This is a genomic window from Nesterenkonia alba DSM 19423 (genome assembly GCF_000421745.1).
In the GTDB taxonomy this organism is placed as follows: Bacteria; Actinomycetota; Actinomycetes; order Actinomycetales; family Micrococcaceae; genus Nesterenkonia; species Nesterenkonia alba.
This window is the reverse complement of record NZ_ATXP01000003.1, coordinates 230,522-242,859: the sequence shown is the minus strand read 5'-3', so window position 1 is coordinate 242,859 and position 12,338 is coordinate 230,522. Positions and strand designations below refer to the sequence as shown.

At 62.7% G+C, this 12,338-nt stretch carries 10 protein-coding genes; 6 read left to right on the top strand and 4 right to left on the bottom strand.

Features of this window, described 5'->3' with window-relative positions; all coding sequences use genetic code 11:
* Together H578_RS0104075 and H578_RS13170 are read right to left on the bottom strand one after the other, a co-directional pair.
* Nucleotides 1-252 (bottom strand): IS3 family transposase (locus H578_RS0104075; protein ID WP_022872427.1); only part of this gene is annotated, 252 nt, incomplete at its 3' end.
* Between the two features lie 53 nt (nt 253-305).
* Entirely contained in the window at nt 306-647 is a 342-nt protein-coding gene (locus tag H578_RS13170) for a glycosyltransferase family 2 protein (protein ID WP_022872426.1), read from the bottom strand.
* Nucleotides 648-830: 183 nt separating this feature from the next.
* On the opposite strand from H578_RS13170, the gene H578_RS0104065 reads away from it, so the two are divergent.
* From H578_RS0104065 to H578_RS0104055, 3 genes are read left to right on the top strand one after another with little or no spacing between them, the layout of a single operon-like run.
* Nucleotides 831-3,419: a glycosyltransferase family 2 protein gene (locus H578_RS0104065; protein ID WP_022872425.1), complete on the top strand. Its 2,589-nt coding sequence runs from the start codon at nt 831-833 to the stop codon at nt 3,417-3,419.
* Nucleotides 3,416-3,832, top strand: a complete 417-nt coding sequence (locus H578_RS0104060) for a hypothetical protein (RefSeq protein ID WP_022872424.1) — start codon at nt 3,416-3,418, stop codon at nt 3,830-3,832. The genes H578_RS0104065 and H578_RS0104060 overlap by 4 nt, the downstream gene beginning before the upstream one ends.
* Before the next feature lie 40 nt (nt 3,833-3,872).
* Nucleotides 3,873-4,988, top strand: a complete 1,116-nt coding sequence (locus tag H578_RS0104055; protein ID WP_022872423.1) for an ATP-grasp fold amidoligase family protein — start codon at nt 3,873-3,875, stop codon at nt 4,986-4,988.
* 3 nt (nt 4,989-4,991) lie between these two features.
* Here H578_RS0104055 and H578_RS0104050 read toward each other — a convergent pair whose 3' ends face one another.
* Complete coding sequence (locus H578_RS0104050) at nt 4,992-6,089, bottom strand: hypothetical protein (RefSeq protein WP_022872422.1); 1,098 nt, start codon at nt 6,087-6,089, stop codon at nt 4,992-4,994.
* A 939-nt stretch (nt 6,090-7,028) separates the two neighbouring features.
* On the opposite strand from H578_RS0104050, the gene kdsB reads away from it, so the two are divergent.
* Entirely contained in the window at nt 7,029-7,769 is a 741-nt protein-coding gene (gene kdsB / locus H578_RS0104040; protein ID WP_022872420.1) for a 3-deoxy-manno-octulosonate cytidylyltransferase, read from the top strand.
* A 69-nt stretch (nt 7,770-7,838) separates the two neighbouring features.
* The gene (locus H578_RS13165; protein ID WP_022872419.1) at nt 7,839-9,065 is read left to right on the top strand and encodes an aminotransferase class I/II-fold pyridoxal phosphate-dependent enzyme; all 1,227 of its coding nucleotides are present in this window, start codon (nt 7,839-7,841) and stop codon (nt 9,063-9,065) included.
* Nucleotides 9,066-9,081: 16 nt separating this feature from the next.
* On the opposite strand, the gene H578_RS15445 is transcribed toward H578_RS13165, so the two are convergent.
* Nucleotides 9,082-10,173: a glycosyltransferase family 2 protein gene (locus H578_RS15445; protein ID WP_169558496.1), complete on the bottom strand. Its 1,092-nt coding sequence runs from the start codon at nt 10,171-10,173 to the stop codon at nt 9,082-9,084.
* A gap of 87 nt (nt 10,174-10,260) precedes the next feature.
* Between H578_RS15445 and H578_RS0104025 the strand changes: the two genes are divergently transcribed.
* Nucleotides 10,261-12,285 (top strand): tetratricopeptide repeat protein, encoded by a 2,025-nt coding sequence (locus tag H578_RS0104025; RefSeq protein ID WP_022872417.1) that lies wholly within the window; start codon nt 10,261-10,263, stop codon nt 12,283-12,285.
* Nucleotides 12,286-12,338 lie beyond the last annotated feature (53 nt).

The following is a 12,338-nucleotide window of genomic DNA, read 5'->3' as shown; positions in this document are numbered from 1 at the left end:
AGCTTTCTCAAGCTCTGCCTCGGCCAGCAGTCGTTTGAGCCGGTCATTCTGCTTCTGGAGCTCTTTGAGTCGCTTGGCGTCCTCGGCCTTGAGCCCGCCGTATTGGTTCTTCCACCGGTAGTAGGTGCCCTCAGTAACTCCGAGTTCCCGGGCAACCGCGGCGACATCATGGCCTTGGGCCAGCATCTTCTCAGCCTCACCGAGCTTGCGGATGATCTGCTCCGGGGAGTGCCGCTTCCTCTTCGCTGTCATGGTTACACCAGTCTTCCTCCCGCCAAGAGCGGGCGCCAGTGCAACTCACATAACTACTGGACCGAAATCAAGGGGTCACTCCAGAAGGTCACCTCAGCCGCGGTAGTAGCGAGCTCGTCGTCGCCATCGAGGAACAGTACATAGGGGGATTGGGCAGCCATAATGCCTGCACGGCGCGCTTGAAAAGCTGAGAGATTCGTCTGCTGGCGGATCAGGTGGATGCGAGAATCGTGACGCTGATAGCTCTCAATGACCGAGACCGTGCTGTCGGTAGAGGCATCGTCAACGCAGATGATTTCGATATCCTCAAGAGTCTGGTTGATGCAACTGTCGAGCGCGCGCCCAACGAACTCCTCGTCGTTGAACACAGGGATGACGATAGAGACTCGTGGCACGGAACTCCTCGAACTAGACGCGGAACCATCACGCAAGCGTGCCATCACACTATCAACCTCAGAGATTTCCCTAGACTTTATGGCCTTCGCATTCCTCTGTGACTGACGCAGAGTCGAGACGATGTCTATTGCCGTCGAACTTCCCTCAAGTCAGATTGCGTACGGTTCCGCGGCCTTGGACCGGTGGATCACGTCAGCGGAGCCGCGCTGGAGGAGAACCGGCTCACCGCCGAAGCGTCGCGGTACATTGGAACGGTGAAACTATCGGGGGAACTTTTGCTGCGAGGAAGACTGCTCGAGCACTATCTCCACAATGCAGGGGACTATGACGCTGGGCTGGAACGGACAGCGCTGCGCAGCGAGTCCACGCACATGCGTGAGCTACTCGCCCATGACACCAGCCACGGCACCCTCTCCAATACTGAGCTCCGCGAAGCTGTGCTCAACGGAACGCTCAGCCCCTACAGCGTGGACCCGGAAGCCCTGGGAAGGCTGGCCTACGTCACGGCCCTACAGGACATCTACCCCGAGGACGGCGACGTCGCCACCGCGATGCTCGAACTCCTCAGCACAGAATTTCACCGGACCGTTCCAGGCCGGCGTTACAACAAGCTCTTAGCCGACCTCTACTTCGAACAACGACGTTTCGACGACCTCGACACCCTCCTGGCCGAACGCCCCGACATCCAACGGAACTTCTTCGGCTACATCGGAGTCGACGTTCACAGCCCCTTCGTGAGAGGGCACAAGAGTCACGCCCACTACCAACGATGGCTCGAAGGATTCAACCGGCCCTTCCGCAGCCACAACCTGGTGCCACTACACCTTCGAGACGGTGACGAAGTCCCCTTCAACCGGCTGACCACCCCTCCACTCCACGGACCCCAGCCAGAGGGCCCGCTGGTAACGGTCATCATGACCAGCTACAAACCCATACGGGACGACATCCTGGCCTCCGCGCGGTCCATCCTCGACCAAAGCTGGCAAAACCTAGAACTGCTCGTCGTCGACGACGCATCCGGGGAAAAATACGCACCCATCCTCGACGAACTCGAGGCCCTAGACCCCCGATTGCGCGTCATCCGCCTGACCAGCAACGGCGGCACCTACGCCGCCCGCAACGTGGGGATCGACCACGCCCAAGGCAGCTACATCACCGGTCAAGACGCCGACGACTGGTCCCACCCCCAACGGATCGAAACCCAAGTCAACTACCTACAGCGCAACCCCCGCCGCCCCGGCAACCAGGTCTACACCGTCAATATGACCGAAGACCTCGTCCGCATCCGCCGCGGATACAGCCCCTTCATCCCCTCCGCACCCACACTCATGGCGCGAACCCACATCATGAAAGAACTCGGCGGCTACATTCCCGCCCGCAAAGCCAGCGACAACGAACTGCGCGACCGGGTCTCCGCCTACTCCACCGCCACGGGGGGAGCAGAGGTCTACGCCATCGCCGAACCACTGATCTTCATGCGCATCCTGCCCAACTCGCTCTCACGCAGCGACTTCCGGCCCGGCTGGCAACACCCCGCTCGCCGCGCCTTCTGGAGCGCCTATAAAACGTGGCACGCCACCGCCAATCCCCAGCAGTTGCGCCGTTCAGCACACCACACAGACCCCATCTACATCCCACCGCGCTTCACCTCCCCACCGGAGAAGACCACAGCCCTCGACGTTGTCGTGGTAGCCGACTGGTGCGAATACGGCGAAACCCAAGCCGCGGCCATCGAAGAAATCCGGCACCTGACCACCACGGGGCGACGAGTCGGCATCCTCCACCTCGAAAACGCCATCCACCTCTCCCAGTACGCCCGGGTCTACTGCGAACCCATCGAAGAATTCATCCGCAACGGAGAAGTCACCCATGTGCTAGCCGACGAAGACTTCCACGACGTCGACACAGTGCTCGTCCGCCAACCGGAATTGCTGCAGTTCATGCCGCACCATCCAGCAGCATTCCGTCCTCGGCAGGTGATCGCCGTGGCCGACAAAGCACCAGCCGAGCCCACCGGCTTCAGCGTCTACTACCTGCCTGCAGAATGCGCCGCCCACGGTGCGGAATTCTTCGGAACCCGACCGCACTGGGTCGCCACCTCCGCTGAGGCCCGCACACAGCTGGAAAAATACCTCCCCCCCAACGAGATCAGCGGACACACCTACCACACGGTCTTCAGTGCGGAACGATGGGTCACCCCGCGGCGTCGCCCCCGTAACACCAGACCGGTGATCGGACGCTGGGCCGGAGAATCCGCAACCCACTGGCCCACCACAGCAGAGACCATCAGCACCCTATGGCCCACCGACGGGCGCTACGACATCCGCTTCTACGGAGACCCCAGCTACCTACTGCGCCTGCTCGGATACAAACGCCTCCCCGCCGCCTGGCTCAGCTTCCGCCAGCAGGACATCACCCGAGAGACCTACTACCGCAGCCTCGACTTCTTTGTGCACTACCCCCAACCCGCCACCGCCGAACGAGCAGAACTCCCCGTGCTCGAAGCCATGGCCGCCGGATGCCTGGTCATCCTGCCCCCCGGGTTCTCCCCGGTATACGGAGACGCCGCACTCTACGCCTCACCCGAGCAGGTGCACAAAACGATCACCGAACACACCGAAGACACGCAGCGGTACCTCGCCCAATCACGGCGAGGTGTGGAGTTCGCCGCCCACTACGGCACCGGCGGATATGGTGAGCTGATGAACACGCTGCTGGGCGCCCCGGCAGCCGATGCACACCCCCGCACCCAGGAGGCACCGACCTCATGAAAGGTCTCTCCACCAAACAGCTCGGCGTCCTCGCTCTCTGCGCGCTCGCTTTGGCTCTCACCCTGGTGGCCGCACTGCTGAAGCAGTGGCAGCTCGCCGCACTAGCCGGCGTCGCCGCATTCGGCATCTTTGTGGTGTTCACCGCCTTCACCCTGGCCGCAATGACCCACACCCTGGAGACCATGCGCAAACGCCTGGTGGACATTGACACCTCCACCCGGTCCGCTCTGGCCTCCTCCCGGCGCATCGACCACCGCACCGCCGACCGGTTCAAAGCACTGGACGCCACCGAAGCTCGGATCGAAGCAGCCGAACGTCGCCTACTCGCCACCCTCGAATCCCACCGATTCGCCCTCGAAGACGACGTCGCAGAGGTCAAAGAACAGTTTGAAACCCTTCGCCGCCGCGACTGAGATCAGCGCACCTCTGCGAAGCACACGATAGAAGGACCTCATGGCAGCAGAAGAAGACCAGCTCACGCCCGAAGAGCTCGTCGACCTCGTCCACCACACCGACGAACAGATGCGGCGCACCCTCGGGCGCATGCTCGCACCCCGAGCCCGGCGTGAAGGGGGAGAAGAGCACATCGAACAACTCCGGCAACTCTTGGCCGTAGCCTCCCCCCACCACGTCAAAGACGTCATGCTGCACCGGATGCGCCAAGAAAAACTCTACGTAGGGCGCGGACTGTCCTTCATGGGACACATCGTGGCCAAAACTGAAGTTGCACGGTTGGGGGGACGACTACCCGCACGCTCTCTTACGGATAAGCAGCCGGGATTCGAATTCATCGACACCCTCGGGATGCGCAGGCCCGCTACCGACGGAGTAAGCCGGCCCTTTGCTGAGGTGGAGATCACCCCCGGCACCGTCATCAAACCCGCACGCGGCTCAGGTTCCAAAGGGTGCTACCTAGTATTCGACACAGACGAGATCTTCCACGCCAAAGACGGTAAGAAATTCACCACCCGTGAAGACCTCCAAACCCACGCGTACGCCATCCTCAGAGACCGCTCCTCAGCCACCAGCGCCAAAAAAGACGAGTGGACCACCGAAGAACTCATCCTCAGCGACCGGGAAACACGGGCCCCCGCCATCGACCTGAAATTCTGGAGCTTCTACGGAGAAATCGCATTCGTCTCCGAAATCAACCGGTACCCCGAAACCCGATGGGACTTCTGGAGCCCAGAAGGAGAACGCATCGAAGCCCCCGGTGGGTGGAAAGTAACCCGCCACGAAGGACTCGGCTTTACCCCCGAGGACCTCGAGATCGCCAAGAAAATCAGCCTGGCCATCCCTTACCCCTTCATGCGGATCGACATGCTCCGCGGGGACGGGGAACTCGTCTTCGGTGAATTCACCCCCCGGCCCGGCAGCTCCAACGTGCTCACCCCAGAATGGGACCGCCGCATGGGGGAGATGTGGGGACTGGCCGAAAACCGCATCCAGCAAGACCTGCTGGCCGGCAAAGAGTTCACCGAATACAAGCAGTTCATGCGCGAGCTGAAGAAGAAACGCCGAGCAGCGCGACGCAAAGCCGCCAAGAGCACAACCGAAGCCAAGAACTAAGTCTTAAGAATTCGGCGTCATACGCTCCATGATGGCCCGGTTCGGGAACCGCTGGGTGCCGAACGCCGGATAACGGAAAGGCTCCAAGTCCGCAGCCGGATCCAGCGTGGCCACCACACTGCCCTCAGCCGAATTCACCGACGGCGTGAGGATATCCACCGCCGTGGCGCTCAGCCCCGGGAAAGCCCACATAGCGTCCACCGCTAAGGCCTGAAGATCCTCTGACACGATATCGAGGACATCGAAGGTCCACGCCGGAGTCTCCCGGGACGGGGGAGTGTCCGCGAGCAGATGTATTTCCCCCTGGCGGAGCACCGACTCCGGGTGAAGATTCAGAGACTCGATGATCTGCCCGGCGGTGCGCTCCTCAGCCGGATTCAAGTACTGGCAACTGGCATAGCGAGCCAGCTCAGCCTCCACCAGGTCCAGCAAGGGCGTCTGACCGTCACCCCGGACATACAAGGGAAGGCGGACGATAGCTGCCACCACGTCCTCACCCACCACATAGGCCCGCAGCAACAATGCGGGGTAATGGGCCTCCACCTCGATCTGTTGCTTCAGTGTGGGTAATGAACTGCTCTTCTCCGCCAGCACCTGCCACGCCTGAGAAAGCTCCCGGGCGGTGCGGAGATTGTGCTCCTCGGAGCGGAGCTTGGGGGTAGAAATGCTCAAAGTGACCGGGGAACCCAGCTGCTGGAAATAGGCCTGGGCGGCGGTCTCCTGGGTCACATGGAAAGACTTGCCGGCCAGGTGCGGCACGCCAGAGGCGGCCAGGCAGCCGCGGCGCAGGTTCGGTGAACGAGTGGTCTGATACGCCTGGTGACTGGCCAATGTGGTGAGCTTGCCATAAATGCCGCCCACCGTCGTCGTACTGTTGGCCGAGAGTGAATACATGGTGGCACGGGTATAACCGATCTTCTTGATGCCCAGCTTCTGGCGCCGTGCTGAATCCAGCAGCAGTTTGGTGTGATTCTTGGTGCTGCTCCACTGGTTGAGGTTGCCGCGCTTGGGTTCTGCCACCGTGCGGACGAAGTCCTCCACCAGTGCCCGGCCATCACGAACGGGACGGTCTTCTGCGGGCGACGCTGCGGCGGATGTCATGTGTCTAGAGTAAGGCCCCATCGTCAAGCACATCTGAGATCGAATATTTGTTCGAATAAGGTGTAGGAGCGTCGAATTGGTATGCGATGGGTGTGGACAATTCACGAAGTAAGAAGTCGCCAGAGAATCAAGTACTAACGCCCGAGGCGAGTCGTTGGCAGGGACCTCCGGAACAGGATCGGCACGAGCTTCCTCCCGTGATGTGGAGCTTAGGCACTGAGCCGGACCTTGCCGTGGTTTTGATTCAGGTACATCACCGAGTCACGTGGGAATTAGTGCACTACGCGGTGGAGTTGAAGCATCATGACTCGGTGGTGGCCAGGATTGATACCAGTCATCAAGAAGTGCATCGTCATCAGTTCTACAGGAACCCCGGGCGGCAGCAGGCGCGGGTAGTGATCCGTGAGATACGATCTCAGCAAGACGTGGAAGACACCTTCGCCAGCTCTGTGGACGAAATCGTCGAAAACGCAGAGCAGTACTACGGGAGGTGGAAATATGGGAACTGAACGTGAAGTAAACAAAAATTATCAGCGGCAGGCGCTTAGTAAGGCTCTGCTGAAGGATTTTGCGCGTATCCGCCCGCAGCCAGAACTTCCGTTTGTCACTGCTACTGGGGAGTCCCCAGTCATAGTGGCGCTAGGAGAAGACCTCTGCAGTCAAGTGATCGCGCGCGCCTCCCGTACTGGAGGCGCGAACGTCTTTGTCCTCCACCGAGGTTCCGTCAAATTACTCGCGTTGGAGCCAACGGCCCCAGGCGAGCTCCCACCAGAGGGCCCCCTGGAGCGGGTTGTAGCTGTGCATGAAGACATTCGCATGGATATGCTTTTGGACTCTTTGCTGATGCACCCCGGTCAGGAGGCAAATATCCGCATCACGAGTGGTGCTTCATGGATCGTTCCTCATCCCCAACGCCTAGAACCTGCATAAGGAAGTTGTGTGAGTCACGAAGTAGATGAGTTAGTCATTATTCCGGCGCGGTATAAGTCCTCACGACTGCCGGGCAAACCACTGGTAGACCTGGCGGGCAAACCGATGATTATCCGCACCGCCGAACGATGCTTCGAGGTCATGGACCGCGACCAGGTCATCGTCGCCACCGACGACGACCGCATCGCCCAAGCCTGCCGTGAATACAACGTGCGCTACGAAATGACCGGCGATCACCCCACCGGTGGTGACCGGGTGGCAGAAGTCGCCGCCCGCCTACCCGCCAAGACCTACATCAACGTCCAAGGCGATGAACCCGTCTTCAACCCCGAAGACCTGCGGATCATCCTGGAAGCAGCACGCGCCGACCGGAGCAAAACCTACATCGGCTACTGCGAGATGACTGAAGAACAGTGGCACGACTCCAAATACATCAAACTGCTCTTCGGGTTGAACAACCAGCTCATCTACATCGGCAGGGCACCCGTGCCCGGATCCCACGACGGCGCCTACCGCTTCGCCTACCGTCAGGTCTGCGTCTACGCCTACCCTCCCGAAGACCTCCAAGCCTTCGCCGCCCCCGGGGAGCGCACACCCCTGGAATCCGTCGAGGACAATGAGGTCATGCGGTTCCTAGAACTCGGCCTGCCGGTAGAAGTCCTCAAAATGTCCGATGATTCCATGCCCGTAGACCGGCCCGACGACATCCCCAAAGTCACCGCACGCCTCCACGAACTCGGCCTCACGTAAACGAGTGACAATCTTTGTGTGTTGCCGGGATGCTGTGGCAGCGTTCCACACAGCCACCTAAGGAGAGAGATGGGGCAGGTTCCGTGGGCACGTGCCGCGGCAGGCGCCAATACCTATGACCAGCAGGCACATGCCGTGCTGCCGACCATCTACGAACGCGTCGGCGCCACCACCGCAGCCCGCGACGGCATCAACCTAGGCCAAGGTTTCCCCGACCACGACGGACCCGCCTGGATGCGGCAGCTAGCCGCTGAAGCCATCACCACCGACCACGGCCCCACCAACCAATACCCACCCGGCGCCGGATTCCCCGACTTCCGGCAGGCAGTGGCCGCACACCAACGGCGCCACTACGGCCTCGACCTGGACCCCACCACCCAGGTGCTGTACTGCACCGGCGCCACCGAAGGCATCGCCGCCAGCATCCTGGCCTTCGCCCGACCCGGCAGCGAAGTACTCAGCTTCGAACCCTTCTATGACTCCTACGGGGCCATGGTCTCCCTGGCCGGAGCGCACCTGCGCACCATCCCCCTGCGAGCCCCCGACTTCCGGCCCGATGTCGAGGCGCTCATCGCCCGCCTCACCGACCAAACCTCCATGATCCTGCTCAACAGCCCCCACAACCCCACCGGGACCGTCTTCACCCGTGGCGAGCTAGAGGCGATCATCCACGCAACCCGGGCCCACGACGTCGTCATCATGTGCGACGAAGTCTACGAACACCTCGTTTTCGACGACGCCGGTGTCAGCCACACACCCATCCTCACCATCCCCGGGGCACTACAGGTCGCCGTTGCCGTCAGCTCAGCCGGCAAAGCCTTCTCCTTCACCGGATGGAAAACCGGGTGGATCACCGCCAGCTGCGAACTCGTCAACCGGGTGCGGGGAGTCAAACAGTTCCTGACCTTTACCGCCAACCCCGCCTACCAGTACGCCGTCACCGCCGGGCTGCACGACGACCGCGGCTTCTACGCCCACAACCGGCAACACCTGCACCAGACCCGGGACCTACTGGCAGCCGGGCTCACCGAGCTCGGCTTCACCACCTACACCCCGCAGGCCGGGTACTTTATCCTGGCCGATACCCGCGAACTCACCGACCTGACCGCCGCGGAATACAGCCAGAAACTCATCGACGACGCCGGCGTAGGCACCATCCCCGTCTCCGCGCTGACACACCCCAGCACCCAAGACGACCCCCACGACGAGCTGAACTACCTGCTGCGCTTCGCCTTCTGCAAACACCCCACCACCCTGACCACCGCCCTCACCCGCTTACAGAAAGTCCTGGACTGACCCAACCCGGAAAACGCTAGGACTCGGCGGCGCGGCGGCGGGCGGTTTCACGCACCTGGGCAGCGGCGGAGCGGACCGACTCAGCATCCTCAGTGTTCAGCGCCTGCAACATGGCCGAAGCCTCATCCACCAGACCCGCCTGAGACGCCTGCGCCCCGTACAACTGCGTCATATAGCGTGCCTGACGGGCCAACTCCGTGACCGCCTGAGGATCCGTTTTCCGCAGCAGCAACGCCGGCAGCTGATTCTTCAAAAACCGGTTCCAATAGTGCACCCGCATCCGGCTAGCCAAAGCCGCCACATCCCCGCCCTGTCCACGAGCCAACGCCAGGTTCCCAAACACATCGTGCAAGAACTGCAACTGCGCCACCGCCGAGATCTCCGCGCGGGAAACATGCCCCCGGTGACCCGGAGCATCAGCCTCCAACGTGATGAAGTAACACTCGACGTCGTCGACCCTGGCCACCGTGCCAGCATGCAGGAACACCGCCACCATAAACGGGTGGTCATTGCAATACACCAGCTGCTCATTGAACCGGTACGGAAGCCCACGCACAAACTCCGTACGGAACAACTTCTGAATATGCAGACTGTTCAGCCAACCCGAATGATACTCACCCGGTTTGACCCGGCCCTTGGGGTTGCGCGGATCCCGGATATTCGGCGCCGGGCGGTTCACCCCGTGATACTTACCCACGACGACGTCAGCGCGCCTCTTATCCGCCGCAGCCGTGGTGGCCTCCAACGCCTGCGGACCCAAGTAATCGTCCCCATCCACCAGAAAAACGTAGCGTCCGCGGGCCTGATCCAGGATCATATTCCGGCCCTTGGCGGCCGTGCCGGTCCTCCGGTGCCGCAACACAGAGAACCCAGCCCAATCAGCACGCTCGGCATAGCTCTGAGCACGAGCATGGGTGCCGTCAGCGGAACCATCATCGACCACGATGACCTCCACCTGCTGAGCAGGCAGAGACTGACCCACCACACTGTCTAGACAACGGGCCAGCCGGCTGCCCTCATTGTGGGTGGTCACCCCCACAGTGACCAGCGGATCCCCATGGCGTAGCGGCTCCACGCGGCCGCTCCGGGCCCATCTCTTCAGTACCACGTGAACGTCTCTTCTTGTCGTCGTCAGGGCGAGCGAGTTTCACCAACATGCGGCAACCTATCACCTGCGCTCACTAGACTGACGCCGATGCTCAAACCACTCATCCTGGGTGCCGAAGCCGCCCGACGCGCCCTGCAGGCAGTCACCCGGATCCCCGGGGCGGATCTCACAGCAGCCCGCGCGGTCGTCGCCTCCGGCAAACTCGTGCCCCGTCCGGTAGAGACGGAACTCACCGGGCAGCGCTCCCGAGCGCAGAAGCTCCACGCCCAAGCGGCCAATGTGCTCTTCGAAACCAACGCCTCCGGGGCGGAGAAACTCCTGACCCGTCTGAACATCGCAGAGATCACCGACGCTGATCTGCTCGAACGGCTCGCCGTACGGTACCTACGGCTGCGCCGTCACGACGCGGTGCTGCAGATGCGCCAGCGAGCCGCCGAACTCGAACCAGACAACCCCGCCCGGCACCTCGCCCTGGCGCGCTCGCTACTCCGCGGCGGGGGAGAAGGCATCATCCGTGACCCCGTGGTGGGGCTGACCCCCGGGCCCGGTGTGCGCCAAGCCGAAGTCCGCGCCACCCTGGACCGGGCCGCCGCACTCGCCCCAGACAACCCCGCAGTGCTGCGCCAACGCGGACAATTCGAAGCCATCCACGGTGATCCCCACGCCGGATTACAGTTGATGGAACGCGCCGCCGCGCTGCGCCCGGACGCAGACCTGTACATCGCCCTGGGCAAGGAATACCGCAAACCCGGGGTGCTCAGGCTCGACGACGCCGCCGAAGCCTACGCCCGTGCCTTGCGTCTGCGCCCCGGCGACTCGCAGATCCTCCGCAGCGTCATCACCCTGGGTTGCCGAGGCGCACAGGACTGGGAATGGTTGTACCGCATCGCCCGGGACTACGAGACCCACCGCACCCGGGGAGAAAAACAGCGCCGCGTGCTGGAGCACCTAGACCGCTTCGCAGACCTCTTCACCACCGAGACCTCCACCTCCGGGCAGATCTCCACCGAACGGGCCCAAGCCGCCACCGAGGCGCTGGTCAGCCAGCCACACGGCCCGTCACGCCGTGGATCACACCGGGGGGCACAGCAGGTGCGGCTGAGCTGGCCAGTCACCGCGCTTATCGGCTACCGGCTGCAGTTTGCCGGACACCTAGGGCTCGGGTACCGGATCCGCGAACACTTAGCCGAACGAACCCTGCAATGGCTGGGCACCACCTCCGGTGGGCACACCGGCCACCGGCAGAAGGTCCTCGCCGCGCTGATCTACCTCGGCCGCGGCGAGCAAGCCCAGCGGCTCATCGACCCCATGCCCTGGACCCCGCACACCGACCTCGGCCGGCTGCAACTGCGCAAACTCGCCGCCGACGTCCACCTCACCCAGGGACGAGTGCAGCCCTATCTGGAGTACTCCCAGCAGGTGCGCCAGGCAGCACCCCTCCCCGCCGAGGCAGAGATGGAACGCCTCGTGGCAGGCAAGCGAGTCGCCGTCGTCGGCCCCGTGGACACCGGAGACCAGCTAGGGGAGCTCATCGACACCTACGACGTCGTCGTCCGCCCCCGCTTTGCCCCCGACTTCGTCACCCAGCAGCGAGCAGCCCAAGGCAGTCGCACCGATGTCGCCTACGTCAACGGCCAAGACCTCGACGCCATGGCAGCCCACATGAGTCAGGCACACCGGGCCGGACAGCTGCACCTGGCTGTGGCCCGGCCACTCAGCGTGGCCCGAGACATGCGCAGAGATGAGCCGTGGCTGCGGTACGCGCGGCAAGACCTCTCCGTGACCTACCACGGAGCACCCCTGGGCATCCCGCGGATGATCTACGACCTGCTGCAATTCCACCCCGCCGAGATCGCCGTCTTCAACACCGACCTCTACAGCGGAACCCAAGCCTTCGGCGCCGGATACCGCCAGGCCAAAGACTTCGGGTTCGGGCCGCATTCAGCGCTGAACGACCTGGTGGTCAGCCACGACCTGCTCTTCGATTTCCGGTTCCTCACCACCCTGCACCGGGCCGGACTGCTCACCGCCCACGGCCGGGTCGCCGAAGTCCTGGCGATGAGCGAGACCGACTACATCACAGCGGTGGAGACCGGCGGTGCCCTCCGATAAGCGCAGGAGCCGGCGCCGCTGACCTCTGAAGGATCTCAGAGGGGCCACGTAGA